This is a genomic window from Micromonospora sp. CNB394 (assembly GCF_000374985.1).
In the GTDB taxonomy this organism is placed as follows: Bacteria; Actinomycetota; Actinomycetes; order Mycobacteriales; family Micromonosporaceae; genus Micromonospora; species Micromonospora marina.
In genome coordinates this window covers 49,846-67,605 of the sequence record NZ_KB895845.1, presented here as the reverse complement: position 1 = coordinate 67,605, position 17,760 = coordinate 49,846, and the positions used below count along the sequence as shown (strand labels likewise).

At 70.1% G+C, this 17,760-nt stretch carries 16 protein-coding genes; 4 read left to right on the top strand and 12 right to left on the bottom strand.

Annotation, left to right across the window (positions count from 1 at the left end):
• Positions 1 to 37: 37 nt before the first annotated feature.
• From C569_RS30665 to C569_RS0121060, 7 genes are read right to left on the bottom strand one after another with little or no spacing between them, the layout of a single operon-like run.
• Positions 38 to 724: a DUF624 domain-containing protein gene (locus tag C569_RS30665; protein ID WP_018787754.1), complete on the bottom strand. Its 687-nt coding sequence runs from the start codon at positions 722 to 724 to the stop codon at positions 38 to 40.
• Entirely contained in the window at positions 712 to 2,760 is a 2,049-nt protein-coding gene (locus C569_RS0121085) for a heparinase II/III family protein (protein ID WP_018787753.1), read from the bottom strand. The genes C569_RS30665 and C569_RS0121085 overlap by 13 nt, the downstream gene beginning before the upstream one ends.
• Positions 2,760 to 4,340 carry a heparinase II/III family protein gene (locus C569_RS30660; RefSeq protein WP_155945570.1) on the bottom strand — a complete coding sequence of 527 codons (1,581 nt, stop codon included), beginning with the start codon at positions 4,338 to 4,340 and terminating at the stop codon, positions 2,760 to 2,762. The genes C569_RS0121085 and C569_RS30660 overlap by 1 nt, the downstream gene beginning before the upstream one ends.
• Positions 4,337 to 5,104: an SDR family NAD(P)-dependent oxidoreductase gene (locus C569_RS0121075; protein WP_018787751.1), complete on the bottom strand. Its 768-nt coding sequence runs from the start codon at positions 5,102 to 5,104 to the stop codon at positions 4,337 to 4,339. The genes C569_RS30660 and C569_RS0121075 overlap by 4 nt, the downstream gene beginning before the upstream one ends.
• 14 nt (positions 5,105 to 5,118) lie before the next feature.
• A complete protein-coding gene (locus C569_RS0121070) occupies positions 5,119 to 5,982 on the bottom strand; it encodes a carbohydrate ABC transporter permease (RefSeq protein WP_026268449.1) in 864 nt (287 codons plus the stop codon).
• Positions 5,972 to 6,898, bottom strand: coding sequence for a carbohydrate ABC transporter permease (locus C569_RS0121065; protein WP_018787749.1), 927 nt, complete (start codon positions 6,896 to 6,898; stop codon positions 5,972 to 5,974). The genes C569_RS0121070 and C569_RS0121065 overlap by 11 nt, the downstream gene beginning before the upstream one ends.
• A 22-nt stretch (positions 6,899 to 6,920) precedes the next feature.
• Entirely contained in the window at positions 6,921 to 8,210 is a 1,290-nt protein-coding gene (locus C569_RS0121060; protein ID WP_196806752.1) for an ABC transporter substrate-binding protein, read from the bottom strand.
• A gap of 253 nt (positions 8,211 to 8,463) precedes the next feature.
• Here C569_RS0121060 and C569_RS0121055 point away from each other — a divergent pair, with 253 nt between their 5' ends.
• The 4 genes from C569_RS0121055 to C569_RS0121040 all read left to right on the top strand — a co-directional run bounded on the left by C569_RS0121055 (position 8,464) and on the right by C569_RS0121040 (position 13,577).
• A complete protein-coding gene (locus C569_RS0121055; RefSeq protein WP_036346448.1) occupies positions 8,464 to 9,525 on the top strand; it encodes a LacI family DNA-binding transcriptional regulator in 1,062 nt (353 codons plus the stop codon).
• A gap of 9 nt (positions 9,526 to 9,534) precedes the next feature.
• Positions 9,535 to 10,296, top strand: a complete 762-nt coding sequence (locus C569_RS0121050) for an IclR family transcriptional regulator (RefSeq protein ID WP_018787746.1) — start codon at positions 9,535 to 9,537, stop codon at positions 10,294 to 10,296.
• An 84-nt stretch (positions 10,297 to 10,380) separates the two neighbouring features.
• Positions 10,381 to 11,538, top strand: coding sequence for a polysaccharide lyase family 7 protein (locus C569_RS0121045; RefSeq protein WP_018787745.1), 1,158 nt, complete (start codon positions 10,381 to 10,383; stop codon positions 11,536 to 11,538).
• A gap of 65 nt (positions 11,539 to 11,603) precedes the next feature.
• Positions 11,604 to 13,577: a chondroitinase-B domain-containing protein gene (locus C569_RS0121040; protein WP_081635988.1), complete on the top strand. Its 1,974-nt coding sequence runs from the start codon at positions 11,604 to 11,606 to the stop codon at positions 13,575 to 13,577.
• 64 nt (positions 13,578 to 13,641) lie between these two features.
• Here C569_RS0121040 and C569_RS0121035 read toward each other — a convergent pair whose 3' ends face one another.
• The 5 genes from C569_RS0121035 to C569_RS0121010 all read right to left on the bottom strand — a co-directional run bounded on the left by C569_RS0121035 (position 13,642) and on the right by C569_RS0121010 (position 17,686).
• Positions 13,642 to 14,499, bottom strand: a complete 858-nt coding sequence (locus C569_RS0121035) for a fumarylacetoacetate hydrolase family protein (protein WP_026268445.1) — start codon at positions 14,497 to 14,499, stop codon at positions 13,642 to 13,644.
• A gap of 614 nt (positions 14,500 to 15,113) precedes the next feature.
• The gene (locus C569_RS0121030; RefSeq protein ID WP_018787742.1) at positions 15,114 to 15,494 is read right to left on the bottom strand and encodes a glyoxalase/bleomycin resistance/extradiol dioxygenase family protein; all 381 of its coding nucleotides are present in this window, start codon (positions 15,492 to 15,494) and stop codon (positions 15,114 to 15,116) included.
• A 20-nt stretch (positions 15,495 to 15,514) separates the two neighbouring features.
• The gene (locus C569_RS0121025) at positions 15,515 to 15,757 is read right to left on the bottom strand and encodes a DUF5988 family protein (protein ID WP_018787741.1); all 243 of its coding nucleotides are present in this window, start codon (positions 15,755 to 15,757) and stop codon (positions 15,515 to 15,517) included.
• Between the two features lie 253 nt (positions 15,758 to 16,010).
• Positions 16,011 to 16,748 (bottom strand): ABC transporter permease, encoded by a 738-nt coding sequence (locus C569_RS0121015; protein WP_018787740.1) that lies wholly within the window; start codon positions 16,746 to 16,748, stop codon positions 16,011 to 16,013.
• Positions 16,745 to 17,686, bottom strand: a complete 942-nt coding sequence (locus C569_RS0121010; protein ID WP_018787739.1) for an ABC transporter ATP-binding protein — start codon at positions 17,684 to 17,686, stop codon at positions 16,745 to 16,747. The genes C569_RS0121015 and C569_RS0121010 overlap by 4 nt, the downstream gene beginning before the upstream one ends.
• Positions 17,687 to 17,760 lie beyond the last annotated feature (74 nt).

The following is a 17,760-nucleotide window of genomic DNA, read 5'->3' as shown; positions in this document are numbered from 1 at the left end:
GCGGCCGGCGCGAGGGCGGTGCTGGTAGGTGGTGTCGTCATGGCTTCCTCTTCCGGTCGGGCGGGGTGCAGGGGTGTGGACGGTCGGCGAGCCACAGGCCGACCAGCAGTGGGAGGGTGCCGCCGAGGAGCAGCGGGCCGACCGCCAGCGGGGCGGTCAGCACCGGCGCTGCGATCGCCACGGCGAGCAGCGCCAGGCCCCGGCGGGGCGCGGCGAAGGCGAACAGCAGAGCGCCCCGGCACCAGCGCCGCACGTCGCCGCCCGGGTCGCGGGCGGCGGTCACCGCCAGCGCCAGGTGGTACGGCACCGACGCCAGCACGAGCCCGATCTGGAGGGCCAGCAGGGCGAGGGCGGCGACGCCGGGGCGGGTGGTGAGGAAGACGACGTTGGCCACCAGCACAAGTCCGGCGACGGTCGACAGCAGCGCGTGTCGCCACAGCCGCCGCCAGTAGCGTCCGAATGCTTCCAGCGTGTCGAGGAAGGGCCGGGGCCGCCCGTCGTCGCGCCACTGTCGCAGGGCGTACGCGGCGGCGGCCAGCGCCGGCAGCCAGGTCACCACGCCCAGGCAGAGCAGGAGAAGGGCGCAGCCGGCCAGCGCCGGGTACGCGACGAACTCCAGCATCCGCAGGGCGGCGCCCTGCCAGCCGGTCTGCCGTTCTCCGACCGGATGACGCCGGTCCGGGGCGGACCGGCTGATGCGCGTTCCGGCGGTCAGGCTGGCCACGGCAGCACCCGGGTCACCGGCTCCGCGCCGTCCAGCAGGACCCGGCCGGCCAGTTCGACGTGGGTGGCACCGACCACGCCCACCCGCGCGGGGTGATCGTCGGTCGCCGGCACCAGGATCACGGCAGCGGCGTCGGCCCGTACGCCCTCGCCCTCGATCCGTCGTGTCGTCGGGGCGAGCAGGACCGTCTCACCGCCACCGAACCGGATCCCGGTCCCCGCGGCGCAGTCGGCGGTCTCGGCGGTGGCCGGTGTCGGGGCCAGCGCGGAGGTCGGCTCGATGGTGGTCAGGATCTGGCTGCGCGGCGTGGGTGCGACCCGGACGCGGACGGTGTGCAGCGTACGGACGATCCGCAGGCTCGGGGTGCTGGCGGTGGGGTTGGCCTCGATCTCGGTCGTGCCCTGGCTGACCGTGGCGTCGTCCGGGGCGAACCGGCGCACCTGGGCCTGCGCCGGGCCGGAGCGCAACACGACGTCGCCGTCGACGAACTCGGCCGGCCAGTCCGAGTGCAGCAGGAACGTCCACTCCCGCGGCTGCTCGGCGGCGAGGTCGTCGAGGATCACCAGCCGGCCGGACGGGGTGAAGACCAGTGTCCGGTCGACGCGCCGGACGCCGAGGGCCGGATCGAACATCGCGCCCGACTCGGCTGTCGCGTGCACCAGGCCACCGTCGGCGAGCACGTCGCGCAGCCGGGCCTGCCGCTCGTACGGCAGGTCCTTGTAGACGTGGTAGCGGTCCTCGCCGGCCCAGCCCTGCCCGTCGACGAGGACGAGGTTGTGGTGGGCGGCCCGCTTTCGGTTGCAGTAGCCGTCGTCCACGGCGAGGAACGCGCCGTGGACACCGAACACGAACGATCCGGCGTCGGGGTGGTGGTGCCCGGCGTTGAGGGTTTCCCAGCCCTTGTCGCGGCGGAACCGGTCGGCGGTCTCCCATGCGGTGTGCCCGCCGCCGGGTGCCGACTTGAAGCTGACGAAGGCCGCGCCGTCGTGCCAACCGGTACGGGCGGTCACCTGGCCCAGGTCGGGGAAGTGTGCGGTGGTCGGCACCGTGTCCGCCGGGTCGACGACGGGTACCTGCGGGTCGTACCAGAGCAGTTCGTAGCCGGCCTCGGGCATCACCCCCGGCCGCACTCCGGAGGCGTATGCCTCCCGCCAGTAGTGCCGTTCGGCGACGTGGTCGGCGAGCCAGCGGGCCCGGCCGTCCCGGTAGGCGGCGGCGAGCTTGTGGTAGAGCGCCACGCTGTGCCCGGATCGGCGGTCGTGGCAGTCACCGTGGTCGACGTTCTCCTCGAACCCGGGAGCGCACTGGTGCAGCCGCCATTCGAAGGTGTGGCGCAGGAAGCCGCCACGCTCCCACCAGTCGATGCCCTCGGCGTGCTGGAGCAGGTCGAGGTGGATGGCCAGCCACGGCACACCGTACCGCCAGTAGACGACGCCCTCGGAGTCCGACCCGTCCGCGGGCATCAGGTCCAGCACGGTGCCGAGGTTGTCGCGGGCCCGGTCACTCCACTGCGGCTGGTCGAGGACGTAGCCGGCGGCGGCCAGCCCCGTGTAGCAGATCCAGTTGTGGTTCTGCCAGTAGCTCGACGACCACCAGGTTCCCTCGGTCTGCACCGCGAAGTCGTACATCCGCTCGCCCTGGAGCAGCAGCTTGGCGCGCAGCGCGTCGGCCTCGTCGCCGGGCAGGTCGTCGCGGAGCCAGGAGTACGCCAGGGACAGCCCGTGCAGCAGCCAGCCGGCGTCGAGGTCGTGGTCGGGCAGCTTCGCCTTGCCCCAGTGCGGGAAGGACACGGCGATGCTGATCCACCGTCGGGCCTCGGCCAGGTAGCCGGGCTGCCCGGTGAGGCGGTAGGCCAGGGCGAGGTTCATCGCGGCCGGACCGAAGTAGGTGATGCTGGCGGTCGGGTGCTCGGTGGGCGGGCTCTGCCCGCGGTACCACTCGCACTGCTCGTACAGTCGCCGCCACTGGGCGGTGTGGGTGGTGGTGAGCGCGGCCCGCAGCTCGTCGAGCCGATCACCGATCAGCAGGGGTTGCATCAGGTTCCCATCCGGTAGACGGAGCGGAAGGTCACAACGGTGGCGTCCGGCACGGTCCAGTCGACCCAGGTCCGGACGCGCTGCGGGTCGTCGGCGGGGCCGGGACCCGGCCGGCAGAGCACGTCGGCCGGTACGGATGCGGTGTGCGACCCGCGCAGCTTCTGCCGGCCGGCCCAGGCCGTCTCCAGCGCGCCACCGGCGCCGGGCCAGACGGTGAGGTCGACGTCCGGACGCAGGTGGGCGACGACCAGGCGGGGCCGGTCCGTCTCGACGGTCAGTTCGTCGACGAGCGCGCCGTCCCGAAGGGCCAGCTCCCGGCGGGCCGTCACCCCCGGGTAGGCCGTGTCGCAGCCAACAGCGACCGACCGGTTGTCGTGCCCGATCAGGTATCCGGCGCACTCGGCCTGGTCCGACCCGTCGACGCTGAACGTCGGGTGCGCGGCGGTCGAGGCGTAGTGGCGACGCCATCCCCGGTGCGCGTACGGTACCTGGCCGGGGTCCGGCTGCCAGGGGGTGTCCGCGCCGTAGAGATAGAGGGCCAGCTTGTCCAGGTGTCCGTGCGAGCCGCCGTGCGGGCCGAAGTCCACCACGGCGTGCAGCCCCGCTCCGCGCAGCACCGCGTAGCCGGCGCTCGAATGCAGCGTGACCGGCTCCGTCGGGGTCGGCGGCACACCGAGCAGTGGTAGCAGTTCCCTCAGCTCGGCCAGCTCGTACGCCGCCGGCGGACGGTCGTACGGGCCGTCGTGCAGGGCGGGCAGCAGACCGCCGGAGGTGGTGAGGGATTCCAGCACCCCGACCATCGCGGTGAGTCGGTCCCGCACCTCGCCGGGCACGTCGACGTGGGGCATCGCGTGCAGCGCCAGCAGGTACGCGCGCAGCACGAAGCCGTGGTAGTAGGTCGACCCCTCCCACTCCCATCCGTCCGGCCGGACCGCTGCCGGGACGTGGGCGCACAGGCCGTGCGGTCCGGTCAGCCACTCCGGCCGGCCGGAGCAGACCGCCCCGGCGGCGATGAGCCAGGCGGTGTAGTTCGAGTCGAACCGGCCGGCACCGATCAGTGCGTCGCGTGCCTGCCCGGCCGCCGTGGCGAGCGCACGCAGCAACTCCGTCACCTCGGCGGGCAGTGGGTGGCCGGCCTCGCGCAGCGCACGAGCGGCCTGCCCGACGGTCACCGCCCAGATGGCCTCGGTGAGCGCCTGGTGGAACAGTCGGCCACGCAGCATCCAGTCGGCGGCTCCCTCGTGCGGGGCCGCGCCGAGCGCCGCGTACTGCCGGGCGTACCCGGTCAGCAGGTCGACGGCGGTGTAGCGGTCGGCGGCGTGCGGGGACCGGGCGAGCGCCCGGATCTGCCGGGCGCACGCCTGGTGGGCCAGCACGGTCCAGGCCCCCCGTACCGCGGGTTCGTCGACCCGGCAGCCGTGCCGGCAGCGGGCACCGCCGTCGGGGAAGGCGCCGGAGAGCAGCCCCTCGTGTTCGAGTTCCACCCCGTGCGCCGGGCAGACGTAGGCGTGCCACCAGCCGCCCCGCGCCGCTGGCGGCACGGGGCGGCTGGTGGACGGTGCAACGGTGGTGTCGGTCACCGGAACCACGCGCCACCGTCGATGTCGATGGTGGCGCCGGTGACGTAGGAGGCGGCGTCGGAGGCGAGCCAGACGATCGCGCCGGCCACGTCGTCCGGGGTGCCGCCCCGCCCGAGCGGCACCCCGCTGATGATCGCCTCCTGAGTGGCCGGGGCGGTGAAGGTGTCGTGGAAGTTGGTGCCACCGATGAAGCCCGGGGCGACCGCGTTGACGGTCGCTCCGCTGGTGGCCAGCTCCTTGGCCAGGCCCTTGGTCAGTCCCCGCACTCCCGCCTTCGCCGCCGCGTAGACGGCCGAGCCGGCGCCCCCACCGTTCTGCGCCGCCAGCGAGGACATGGTGATCACCCGTCCCCGGGCGCCGGCCGACCGCAGGTGCGGGATCGCCGCCCGGACGGTGCGGAACGTGCTGCCCAGGTTGAGGTCGACGACCTCGGCGTAGTGTTCGTCGGTCATCTCCGCCACCGGGCTGCGGCCGACCATGCCACCGGCGTTGCAGACCAGGATCTCCAGGCCGCCGAGGAAGCTGGTGACCTCGTCGACGAGGTCACCGACCTCGCCGGTTCTGGTGAGGTCGGCCTGCCGGACGACGGTCTTGCGGCCCAGGGACTCGATGGCGGACGCCACCTCACCGGCCGGGCCGGCCGAGTGCCCGTGGTGTACGGCGACGTCCGCCCCGGCCTTGGCCAGCCCCACGGCGATGGCCGCGCCGATCCCGTGGCCGGCGCCGGTGACGAGAGCCCGGCGTCCGGTCAGGTCGAAAGTCATCAAGGTGCTCCTTCTTACTTGATTCCGGCAGTGGCGAAGCCCTGCACGAAGTAACGCTGGGCGAACAGGAACAGCACGATCATCGGCACGGTGGCCAGCGTCGAGCCGGCCATCAGGTAGGACCACTCGGTCCGCTCGGCCAACTGGAAGGCGGCCAGGCCGACCTGGATCACCCGAAGATCGTCGCGGGTGGTGACCAGCAGCGGCCAGAGGAAGTTGTTCCAACTGCCCTCGAAGGTGACCAGGGCGACGGTGGCGATCGCGGGTTTCACCAGCGGAGTCATCACCCGGGCGAAGATCCCGAACTCGCCCATCCCGTCGATGCGTGCCGCCTCCTCCAGCTCTCGCGGCAGCGAGAGGTAGAACTGCCGGAACAGGAAGATCGCGAACGGGGTCAGCGCCCCCGGAACGATCAGGACCCACCACGAGTCGAGCCAGCCGTAGCCGCCCCGCCCGAGGTAGTCGTTACCGCCGAAGAACGGCATGCCCTTGGCGATCAGATACTGCGGGACGATCTTCGTGTAGGTCGGGATCATCATCATCGCCAGTACGGCCATGAAGACGACGGTCCGGCCCCGGAACGGCACCCGGGCGAGGGCGTACCCGGCCATCGTCGCCAGCATCAGGTTGATCACCGTGTGCCCGATGGCGATGAACAGGCTGTTGCGGAAGTACGTCCCGAACGGTGCGTAGTCCAGCGCGGCCTGGTAGTTGCTCCACACCCACTCGTCGGGCAGCAGGTTGGGCGGGTAGGCGGCGATGTCGGCACGGCTCTTGAGCGACGTCAGGATCATCCAGAAGAACGGCACGACCATGACCAGGGCACCCCCGCCGAGCATGAGGTGCAGTGCCAGGCGGGGAGCGATTCTAGGCTTCATCGGCGTCCTTCCCGGTCAGCCGGCGGCCGATCACCGTCAGGACGAGCAGGAAGGCGAAGAGCACCAGGCTCTGCGCACAGGCGACCGAGATGTTGAACTCGCTGAATGCGGTCCGGTAGATCTCGTACGTCATCACGGTTGTCGAGTTCGCCGGACCGCCGTCGGGGGTCAGCACGTACACCTGGTCGAAGACCTGGAACGCGTCGATCATCGATACGATGAAGACGAAGAACGTTGCGGGCTTCAGCAGGGGCAGGGTGATCGCGAAGAACCGGCGGAGGCCCGAGGCGCCGTCGAGGTCCGCCGCCTCGTAGAGGTCGTGCGGGATGTTCTGCAGGGCCGCCAGGTAGATCAGCATCTTGAGGCCGATGCCCTTCCAGATGCTGACCAGGATCACGGCCGGCATCGCCCAGTCGGGGTCGGACAACCAGGCCGGCCCGTTCACCCCGACGCGGTCCAACAGCAGGTTGAACAACCCGAGGGTGGGCTCGAACATCCACATCCAGACCAGCGCGATCGCGACGGTGGCGGTGATGTGCGGCATGAAGAACGCCGCGCGGTACCAGGCCCGCGCCCGGATCTGTTGGTTCAGCAGCACCGCGATGAACACCGCGATCGCCATCGCCACCGGCACCGTGAAGAAGGTGAAGATGATCGTGTGCCAGATCGACCGGTTCCAGATGTCGTCGGCGAAGATCTCCCGGAAGTTGTCCAGGCCGGCCCACTGGATGGTGCCGGCGATCACGTCGTAGTGGGTGAATGCCAGGCCAAAGGTAGCCACCACGGGCAGGCCGATCCACCAGATCAGGTGGATCACCGATGGGGCCAGCATCAGATAGGCCGCGCGGCGGCGGTCGGCGCCCAGCCGTCGACGGCGGGGCGGGCGTGGCGCCCGGTTCGCGGACGCCACGCTCACGGATTCAAGGGTGGTGGTCATGTCAGCCCTTGGCGATCGCTGCCTGCGCCTTGGCCGCCAGCTCGTCGAGCGCCTGCTGCGGGGTCTTCTGGCCCAGCAGCGCGGCCTCGATGGCCGCCTTGAAGTCACCCCGGATCTCCAGCCAGGCCGGTACGCCGCCCTCGGAGAACGCGGCGTCGAGGTTCTCCATCGCGAACTGCGCGGCCTTGTTGCTCTTCACGTAGTCGGAGTCGGCGAGGCCGTTGAGCGCCGGGACGTTGCCCCGCTGCTCGTTGGCGGCGAGCGAGGCCTGCTCGTCGGTGAGGAAGCGGACCAGCGCCTTGGCCGCGGCCGGATGCTGGGACTTGGCGGAGACGGTGGCGAGGGTGCCACCCTGGAACATCGCCGGCCGCTCGTTATTGATCATGAAGAAGCCGATCTTGTCTTCCTTGACCAGCTCCGGCGCCTGCTCCTCGATCGCCAGCAGGTGGTTGTTGTGCCCCACCATCATCGCCGCCCGGCCCTGGGCCAGCGGGAGACTGGTGGCACCGGGCTGGGTGAAGCCGAAGTCCTCGGACTTGTCGGTACGGATGATGTCGGTCATCAACTGCAACGCGCCCACCGCCTGCGGGCTGTTGAAGGCCGGCTTCCCGTCGGGGGTGAACAGCTCACCACCGTTGGCCCACATCAGCGGGAGGAACGTCTGCCGCAGGTCGTTGGAGAGGATGTCCACTCCGGCACGGGTGAGCTTGCCGCTACCGTCACGTACGGTCAGCTTGCGGGCCATCTCCCGCAACTCGGTGAAGTTGCTCGGCGGCGCGGTGATGCCCGCCTGGGCGAAGATGTCCTTGCGATATATCCCGAAGCGGGTGTCCAACATGATCGGCAGGCCGTAGACCTTGTCCTGGTAGATACCCGGCTGGACCACCCGCTCGTTGTACCGCTTGGTCAGGTCCTGCTTGTTCTCGTCCAGCTCGGCCAGGGCGCCCTTGGCCGCGAACGGCGGGATCCACCCGACTCCCATCAGCATCACGTCGTACGGCCGGCCGCCGGCGATGGAGGTGGTGAGCTTCTCGTTGAGCTTGGCGTACGTGGTGTAGTCGACCTCGACCGCGACGTCGGGGTGCTTGCTCTTGAAGTCGGCGAGCTGCTTCTCCAGCACGGTCTTTCCGTCGGCGCCCTCGAAGATCGGCGTCAGCAGGCGAACGGTGCCGCTGACCTTGCCGTCGTCGCCGTCCCCGCTGGGGGCCGGTCCGCCGCATCCGGTGGTGAGCAGTGCCGCCGTCAGCACCGCCGCCAGCGGTCGCAGTCGGCTCCGCCTCGTCTCTGTCATCATCTCGTCCCTTCCGCGGCGGAAGCGCCGCCGCCCTGGGTCACCGCTACGTCACGAACTTGGCTACCGCTCAATGCATCGATTTACTGGTGGAACGATGCAGCAAGGCTAGGAGCGAGGCGCAGGTATGTCAATGGCTGGACACAGGCCAGCAACACGGGGTTAACTGAGCGGGTCAATATCCGCCATGAGACGGTAAACCCATACACTCCTTGCGTTCCGTTTCCCCCGCGTAGCACAGGAGAGCCCCGGTATGGCTGGTGTGACGATCTACCAGGTCGCAAGGGAGGCTGGGGTGTCCCCCAGCACCGTGTCGAACTTCCTCAACGGACGCCCCGGACGCATGCTCCCACAAACCCGCGCACGGGTGGAGGCGGCCATCGACCAGTTGGGATACCGGCCGAACCGGGCCGCCCGCCAGCTCCGTACCGGCCGGATCCAGGTGATCGGTCTGGTGGTCCCGTCGGTGGCCAACCCCTTCTGGGGCAACTTCGCCCGCTACCTGGAGCGGGCAGCCCTGGCCGACGGCTACCACGTCCTGCTCTGCAACAGCGAGCGGGAGCCCGACCGGGAGCTGCGTTACCTCGAAGAACTGTGGGGCGACGGCATCCGCGGAGTCGTGCTCTGCTCCTCGCTGCCCTCGCTGGAGCATGTCCTGCCCCTGGTCGAGCGCGGCCTCGGCCTGGTCGCGTTCGACCGCACCGCCCAGGCCGGCGATCCCCCGGCGCTGGTGAACATCAGCGTCGACAACGTGGTCGGCGCCCACCTCGCCACGGCCCACCTACTACAACTCGGGCACCGACGGATCGCCTTCGTGTCCGGCTCGCTGCGCAGCATCAACCGTCGGGAACGCTTCCGCGGGTTCACGAACGCCTTCGAGCAGGCCGGCCTCGATCCGGCTGAGGCGATCATCTGGTCGGGCAACGCCGAAGACGAGCCGTACGGCGACCTCGACGCCGCCGGCCTCGGCCGGTCCGCGGCCCGCGACCTGCTGCACGGACCGGACCGGCCGACCGCCATCGTGGCGATAAACGACATGTGCGCGCTCGGGGTCAGCGCCGGGGTCCGCGACGCCGGCCTGCGGGTCGGTCGGGACGTCTCGGTGGTCGGCTTCGACGACATCGTGCTCGCCGACCTCGCCGCGCCGCCGCTGACAACCGTCCGTCAGCCCATCGCGGACATGGCGACGGCGGCGTTCCGGCACCTCCTCGCGCGCATCGAGGACCCGGACGGCGGACCGAGCCAGTCCCTGCTGCTGCGCCCGGAACTGGTCGTCCGCGCTTCCACCGGGCCCGCGCCCGACCCCCTGGAGTGAGGAACGACCATGACGACAGGCGGCGGCGTCGCGCGGGTCAAGTCGGCGGACCGGACAGTGGAACTGCTGGAACTGCTTGCCGCATCGCCCGATCGACGCACGCTCGTGGACCTGGCCCGGGATCTCGGCATCCCGAAGAGCAGCATGCACGGGCTGCTCCGCACCCTCGTGCAGCGCGGCTGGGTGGAGACCGACTCCGCCGGCCTGCGATACGGCCTCGGCGTGCAGGCTCTTCGGACCGGATCCGCCTACCTGCGCACCGACCGGTCGATCCGACGCCTGACCCCGGTGGTGGACCGGCTGCATCGCGAGCTCGACGCCACCGTGCAGCTCGGCCGGGTCACCGGAGGTCAAGTGGTCTGCCTGGTCAGCAGGGAGAGGCCCGGCGCACCACCGGCGATCGCGGCGGGCCGGCACGCACCGGCCCACACCACCGCGCTGGGCCGCGCGGTGCTGGCCCGACTCACCGTCCCCACCCCCTCCCGTCCCACGAACGCCCCGGGGAACAGCCACCACCTCGACGACCTCGTCCGTACCGCGAAGCGCGGTTACGCCGTCGACTGGCACCCGGACGGAGCGCCGGCCTGCTCCTGCGTCGCGGTGGCGGCCCCACCGAAACTCGGCCCGTACGACGCCATCGGCGTGTGCGTGGCGGGTAGCCGGCTGACCGAGGGACAGGCGAACCGGATCGCGGTAGCCATCAACTCGGCGATCACCGCAGCACTGACCGGCAGAGCGCCGACCGGTAACCGATTCGAAATCTCCCGTTGACGTTCCAGTCACAACCTTCTATGGTCACGCGGCACTAGTGCCGCATAGTTCACATATGCGAACTACCACCAGAAGGATCAAGTAATGCGACGAATCGGAATCCTCGCCCTACCCGTCCTACTCGCCGGTGTCAGCGCCGGCCTGCTCGCCACCCCGGCCCAAGCCGCCACGGCACTGCCGGTCACGGCGGTGACCGCCAGCTCGAACGACGGAAACGTGCCGGCGAACACCATCGACAACAACCTCGGCACCCGGTGGTCCGCCCAGGGTGACGGGTCCTGGATCCGTTTCGACCTCGGGTCGAGCGTCCAGGTGGGTTCGGTGGCGATCGCCTGGTACCAGGGCAACCAGCGCGCGAGCAGCTTCGCCGTGCAGACGTCGACCAACGCCAGCACGTGGACCACTGCCGTCAGCCAGCGCCAGAGCAGCGGCAGCACCCTTCAGCTCGAGACGTACGACTTCACCGACCGATCCGCGCGCTACGTACGGGTGCTCGGCTACGGCAACACCGTCAACACGTGGAACAGCATCACCGAAGTCAAGGTCTACGGAGCCGACGGCGGTAGCAGCCCGACCTGCGCCGTGCCGGCCGACGTGCTCAACCTGACCAACTGGAAGGTCACGCTGCCGACCGGCTCGTCCGGCAGCCCGACCGAGATCAAGCAGCCGGCCCTGGACAGCTACCAGGTGTCCCCCTACTTCGTGACCACGGACTCGTGCAAGGCGGTCCAGTTCCGCGCCCCGGTCAACGGCGTCACCACCAGCGGGTCGAGCTACCCCCGTTCCGAGCTGCGGGAGATGGCCAACAACGGCACGAGCAACGCGAGCTGGTCGTCGACCTCCGGCACCCACACGCTGATCGTGGACGAGATGTTCACCGCGCTGCCCTCCACCAAGCCGCACGTGGTCGGGGCCCAGATCCACGACGCCGACGATGACGTCACCGTGTTCCGGCTCGAGGGCACCAGCCTCTACATCACCAACGACAACGACACGCACTACAAGCTGGTGACCAGCAACTACCAGCTCGGCACCCGCTTCGAGGCCAAGTTCGTGGTCAGTGGCGGCCAGATCAAGGCGTACTACAACGGCGTCCTGCAGACCACCATCACGAAGAGCTTCTCCGGCGGCTACTTCAAGGCCGGCGGCTACACCCAGGCCAACTGCTCGAACTCGTCGCCCTGCTCCAGCTCCAACTACGGCGAGGTCAAGATCTACGGCCTCACCGTCACCCACTCCTGAGGCATTCTCCGCCCGGGGGTCCGACCCCCGGGCGGAGTCTCCGCTTCCCCCGCTTGGAGAGCCACATGAGCAGTACAAGAGTCAGCATGCGCGGCACCGTCCTGATCGCGACGCTCACCGGTAGCGCCCTCGTGGCGCTGCCCGCTCTCGCCGCCACCAGCCACCGTGTTTCATCGGCCGACATCCCCCGGTCCGGCCTGCAGGCGGCGGTTGCCGGTCCGTTGCCCATCTGCGCAGCCAGCGCCAGCAGCCACGACGGCAACGTGCCGGCGAACACCATCGACGGCGACCTCGGCACCCGGTGGTCCGCCGAGGGCACCGGCTCCTGGATCCGCTACGACCTGTGCTCGACAGTCACCGTCGGCGCCGTGAACATCGCCTGGTACCGGGGCGACCAGCGCCAGACGACTTTCTCGGTCCAGACCTCGACCAACGGCTCGACCTGGACGACAGTGGTGTCCACCCGGAAGAGCTCGGGATCGACGCTGCAACCGGAGACCTACGACATCACAGCCGTCGCCGCCCGGTACCTGAGAATTCTGGGGTACGGCAACAGCGCCAACGGTTGGACCTCGATCACGGAGACCGTCGTTCGCGCAGCGGGCGCCAGCCCCACCACGAGCCCGACGACGACCCCCACCACGTCCCCGGCCCCGAGCCCCACCACGTCTCCGGCCCCGAGCCCCACCACGCCGCCTCCCGGCGGCACCGTCGTGAACGTCTCCTCGACCGCGCAGCTCACCACCGCGATGGCGAACGCCGCCGCAGGACACACGATCGTGCTCGCCGACGGCAACTACTCGATCGGCAAACTCAACGCGGGGAACGGCACCGCTGCCGCACCCATCACGATCACGGCAGCCAATCAGGGCCGGGCCGTCATCACGGGCGGCCAGCTCGAGGTGCTCAACTCGTCGTACGTGACGTTCTCCGGGCTGAAGTGGACGAACGCCAACACGCTCAAGGTCACCAGCTCACACCACATCCGGCTGACCCGCAGCCACTTCCGACTGACCGAGTCGAGTTCGCTGAAGTGGATCATCATCCAGGGGGCCGGCAGCCATCACAACCGGATCGACCACAACCTGTTCGAGGAGAAGCACCAGCTCGGCAACTTCATCACCATCGACGGATCGTCCAGCCAGCAGTCCCAGTACGACCTCATCGACCACAACCACTTCCGCAACATCGGGCCGCGGGCCACGAACGAGATGGAGGCGATCCGGGTCGGCTGGAGCGCGATCTCCCAGTCGAACGGGTTCACCACCATCGAGCACAACCTGTTCGAGAACTGCGACGGCGACCCGGAGATCGTCTCCGTGAAGAGCAACGACAACACGGTGCGGTACAACACCTTCCGTACGTCGCAGGGGACGCTGTCGCTGCGCCACGGCAACCGCAGCCAGGTGTACGGGAACTTCTTCCTGGGCGGCGGCAAGGCCGGCACCGGCGGGGTCCGGGTCTACGGACAGGACCACAAGATCTACAACAACTACTTCGAGGGCCTGACCGGGACCGGGTACGACGCGGCGCTCCAGCTCGACGGCGGTGACGTGGACACGTCCGGTGCGCTCTCCTCGCACTGGCGGGTGTACCGGGCGATGGCTGTCAACAACACCTTCGTCAACAACGTCTCGAACATCGAGATCGGGGCGAACTACAGCCTCGCCCCGGTGGACAGCGTGGTGGCCGACAACATCGTGGTCGGCTCCACGGGCAAGCTCATCAACGAACTCAAGACACCGAACAACATGACCTACACCGGCAACATCGCGTGGCCGACGGGTGCTGCCGTCGTCGGCGTGCCCGGCAGCGCCACCATCGCCAACCCGCTGCTGGTGGCGCAGGGCGAGGTGACCCGGATCGGCGCGGGAAGCCCGGCTGTCGACGCGGCCGTCGGCGGCTACGCCTTCGTCACCGAGGACATGGACCGGCAGCCCCGAAGCGGCAGCGCCGACGTCGGTGCCGACGAGCGGTCGACCGCTCCGGTGACGAACAAGCCGTTGCTGCCGGCCGACGTCGGCGTCGGCGCCCCCTGACCGACCTGCGGAAGACCGGCCGCCACACCCGCGGGTGTGGCGGCCGGTCACCGTCGTGGTCCGGTCAGGGCCGCGCGGCGCGGCAGGTCTGCCGCTGCTCGCCCAGCCCCTCGATCCGCGCGCTCATCATGTCCCCCTCGGTCAGGTAGGGGAATCTGCCGGACATCGCAACGCCCTCGGGTGTACCGGTGTTCACCACGTCGCCCGGCTCCAGCGCCAGGTACTGACTCAGGTACCAGACCAGGTAATACACGTCGAAAACCATGTCCGAGGTGCTGGACGCCTGCCGTTGCTCGCCGTTGACCCGGCTGCTCAGCGCGAGGTTCTGCGGGTCGTCCACCTCGTCCGCGGTGACCAGCCACGGCCCCAACGGGTTGAACGACTCACAGCTCTTGCCCTTGGCCCATTGCCCGCCGCTGTCACTCATCTGGAACTCCCGCTCCGACAGGTCGTTGGAGACGGTGTACCCGGCGATGACGTCAGCGGCGTCGGCGGGTGAATCGAGGTAGTGGGCGCTGCGACCGATGACGACCGCGAGTTCGACCTCCCAGTCCGTCCTCGTCGCCCTCCTCGGAAGCACGATGTCGTCGTACGGGCCGACCACGGTATTGGTCGCCTTGAGGAAGACGACCGGCTCGGCGGGTGGCTCCACACCGGACTCGGCGGCGTGCCGGGCGTAGTTCAGCCCGATGCACGCCACCGTTCCCGGCCGGGCGATCGGCGCACCGACCCGCATGCCGGAGACGTCGATCTCCGGTAGCCCGCCGGCGTCCAGCGCGGCCCGTGCCCGCTGGATGCCGTCACCGGCCAGGAACGCGCCATCGATGTCCCCGGTCAGCCCGGCCAGATCAAGGTGACGGCCGTCCTCGGCGAGCAGGACCGGCCGTTCACCACCTCTCGGACCGACACGCATCAGCCTCATGCGTGAAGCCCCAGCGCCTGCGCTACGCCACCTGCGGAGCCGGCGACAACCTGCTCGCTGAGCCGGGGGCCGCTCAGACTGGTACTTCGTGGGTTCATGGCAGCTCCTGAACTTGAGGGGTGCGTGTGGTACATCGATACACTAACGGAAGCGCGGAGGTTTATGTTTCGTCACCAGGCTTGTGGTACTCGAGCGGCTCAACCTCGGCGACCACAGAAGGCGTCACGGTGATTCGATACACTGCGGTCCTGTCCCCCACGCACCGATGCCGCGGCCACCGCGCGGGCCGTCGGCATCGTTCGGCTGACCGCCCTTCTCGACCTCGGCGCGGCTCGGGTGCCGCTCCCGGGGTTCGGGCGGGGCCGGGCAACGGCCTGGGCCACCGGCGACGGCACCTCGGCAATCGCAACCGGCAGTTCCTGGTGATCGCGCTCAGGGACGTCGTGCACGCCAGCCTGGCGCACGCCTACCTGGTGCCGGCCGCCGGTTGGGTTCCGGATGCCGGACGGCTGCGTACGCTGGTGGCGGAGGCGCTGGGGAAACGCCGGACGGGCGGGAACCCGCACCGTACGCGCGGGCGCCCGCGAGCTGTCCCGGGTCCGCCGGGACTCGCCCTACCCCGTCCGCTGCGGGCCGACGACGCTCCAGCAGAGGCCGGCCGGGTCGCGCAACGTGACCTGGTGCGACGGGCCGGCCGGCGGCTCGACGTGGGCGCCCGCGGCCACCGCCCGCCGCAGCACCGACTCGGGGTCCGTCCGCTCGATGGTCAGCACCTCGTCACGGTTCGCGGCCACCGACAGGTCGCCCGCCTCCCACCACTCGCTCACGATCAGGCGATGACCGCCGACGGCCAGTTCGGCGTGCACGACATGCCCGTCGAGCAGGCACTCCCGTTGGATGGCCACGGCGTCGAAGACGTCCGTGTAGAAGGCGATCGCCTCGCTCGTGTCGCTGACCGTCAGGTGCGGTGCCGTCCGCTGGTCGTGTGCCCGCATGAGACTGCTGCGTCCCTTCGCTACTCGGCGATCCGGGTCCGGCCGGTCCAGCGGAAGACCACCGGCTCGACCGTCGTGACGGCGGCGCCCCGCTCGAAGTGCTCGTACCCGCCGTAGTACAGAATCTTGATCTTCTTCTCTGCCCTGGGCACCCGACGGCTGCGCAGATCGGCCGGCAGACCGACCGGGCCACCCTCCAGGACGACATCGATGACGCCAGCGGCGTCCCGGGCGACCGGATCAGCTTGCGAAACGTCCTTCATGGCACGACCTCCGTCGCATTCCGCACACGTCACGAGCCGCCGCAGGGGCGACGGCGGCTGTGTCCACACAGGCCCAACGACACCCGTTGCCGGGTGGACGGACGCTCCGCGGTCGAACGTCCTTGTCCGGTGAGCGGCCACCCGTTCAGCTCCGAACGTAGTGCAGATCACATTTCGTGAGCACCCCTTAGCGCACCCCTAGAATCGGTCCTGGGCAGCGACGATGCCCGGACCACCCGGTCGGGAGGCGGGCTTACTCCCAGCGGAAGAACCGCGTCGCCCCCAGGGCGGCGACGGCGGCCGTGACGGCCAGGGCGATCAGCTGCGGCAGCTCGGGGTCGGCCCCCGCCCACGCCGCGCCGATGGTGTCGACAGTCGCGCCGAGCGGCGAGTAGTCGGCCACGGCCGCCAGGGCACTCGGCATCCGGTCGCGGGGCAGCCAGGCGCCGGCCAGGAAGAGCAGCGGAAAGAACAGCGCGGGGCCGATCGACTGTGCCGCCCTGGCCGACGGCGCCAGCGCCGCGATCAGCAGGCCGACGGCGAACAGGCACGCGACCCCGAGGAGGAAGGCCAGCACGAACCCGGGCAGGTTGGCCGGCGCCGGCTGGTCCAGCAGGAACCGCACGGCGATCGAGGTGACCACCGCGCCGAGCACGCCCATCACGAGGTTGACCACGACCTGGGCGACCAGCAGCAGCGCGGGCCGCACCGGGGTGGTCGCCAGACGACGCAGGATCCGGCGCTCCCGGTAGATGCCCAGTGCCATCGGCAGGGTGAAGAGCGCGAGCATGCCGATGGTGAGAGCCAGCGCGAGCGACGGCAGGAACGTCTGCTCGGCGTGCTGGCCGGTGTCGGCGGCGGTACCGGCACGCTGCGGCAGGCCGAAGACGAGCATCAGGCCGATCGGCAGGGCGAAGACGAAGAACAACGACACGGGTTCCCGGAGGAACAGCTTCGTCTCGACGGCGATCAGCTTGGACAGGGCGCTCACGACGACCTCCCGTCGGTCGGGGACTGCGCGGCGGCCCGGCCGCCGCGGCCGGTCAGGGCGACGAAGGCGTCGTCGAGGGTGGGCTGCTCGACCCGCAGGTCCGTGTAGGTCGTCCCGCGCCCGTTGAGCACTGCCAGGACCGACTGGAGCACGTCCTTCGTGCCGGTCACCGTCACCTCCGCCCCGTAGCGGCTGACCCCGGTCACGTCGGGCGCGGCGAGCAGGAGGGCGTCCTCGACCGGCTCTGCCGGGCGGAAGTGCACCCGGTGCTCGCTGCCGACCCGGGCGAGCAGGCCAGCGGGGCTGTCGATGGCCACCATCCGCCCCTGGTCGATGATCGCGATCCGGTCACAGAGTCGTTGCGCCTCTTCCATGAAGTGGGTGACCAGCACGACGGTGACGCCGCGGTCGCGAATCCGCTCGACGAGATCCCAGGTGTCCCGGCGGCCCTGCGGGTCGAGGCCCGTGGTCAGCTCGTCGAGGATCGCGACCTCCGGCCTGCCCACCAGTGCCAGGGCCACCGACAGTCGCTGCTTCTGCCCGCCGGAGAGCTTCTGGAAGTACGTGTTGCGCTGCTCGGCCAGGCCGAGGTCGGTCAGCAGCTCGTCGATGTCGGCCCGGTTGCGGTAGAAGGACCGGTACAGGTCCAGCGCCTCCCGCACCCGCACCTTGTCCGGCAACTGGCTCTCCTGGAGCTGGGCGCCGACGCGCTGGCGCACCTCGGTGCGGTCGCGCACCGGGTCCAGCCCGAACACCCGGACGCTACCGCCGTCGGGGCGGCGCAACCCCTGCACGCACTCGACAGTGGTCGTCTTGCCGGCTCCGTTCGGGCCGAGGACGCCGAAGACCTCGCCCTGCTCGACAGTGAAGGAGACGTCGTCGACCGCGACCTTCTCGCCGTACCGCTTCTGCAGATGATCGACCTCGATGACCGGCATCCGGGATGGTCCTCCTTCACGTGCGGTTTGCCGCCGGGAAGGGCGGACCCCTCGGCTGATCGCGGCGTCGGTCC

Excerpts from the sequence above, each read along its gene's own strand:
- C569_RS0121045 (WP_018787745.1), top strand. The coding sequence starts at position 10,381 with ATGCGACGAATCGGAATCCTCGCCCTACCCGTCCTACTCGCCGGTGTC.
- C569_RS0121040 (WP_081635988.1), top strand. The coding sequence starts at position 11,604 with ATGAGCAGTACAAGAGTCAGCATGCGCGGCACCGTCCTGATCGCGACG.
- C569_RS0121075 (WP_018787751.1), bottom strand. The coding sequence starts at position 5,104 with ATGACTTTCGACCTGACCGGACGCCGGGCTCTCGTCACCGGCGCCGGC.
- C569_RS0121085 (WP_018787753.1), bottom strand. The coding sequence starts at position 2,760 with ATGCAACCCCTGCTGATCGGTGATCGGCTCGACGAGCTGCGGGCCGCG.
- C569_RS0121035 (WP_026268445.1), bottom strand. The coding sequence starts at position 14,499 with ATGAGGCTGATGCGTGTCGGTCCGAGAGGTGGTGAACGGCCGGTCCTG.
- C569_RS0121070 (WP_026268449.1), bottom strand. The coding sequence starts at position 5,982 with ATGAAGCCTAGAATCGCTCCCCGCCTGGCACTGCACCTCATGCTCGGC.
- C569_RS0121010 (WP_018787739.1), bottom strand. The coding sequence starts at position 17,686 with ATGCCGGTCATCGAGGTCGATCATCTGCAGAAGCGGTACGGCGAGAAG.
- C569_RS0121060 (WP_196806752.1), bottom strand. The coding sequence starts at position 8,210 with ATGACAGAGACGAGGCGGAGCCGACTGCGACCGCTGGCGGCGGTGCTG.
- C569_RS0121030 (WP_018787742.1), bottom strand. The coding sequence starts at position 15,494 with ATGCGGGCACACGACCAGCGGACGGCACCGCACCTGACGGTCAGCGAC.
- C569_RS0121050 (WP_018787746.1), top strand. The coding sequence starts at position 9,535 with ATGACGACAGGCGGCGGCGTCGCGCGGGTCAAGTCGGCGGACCGGACA.
- C569_RS0121055 (WP_036346448.1), top strand. The coding sequence starts at position 8,464 with ATGGCTGGTGTGACGATCTACCAGGTCGCAAGGGAGGCTGGGGTGTCC.
- C569_RS0121025 (WP_018787741.1), bottom strand. The coding sequence starts at position 15,757 with ATGAAGGACGTTTCGCAAGCTGATCCGGTCGCCCGGGACGCCGCTGGC.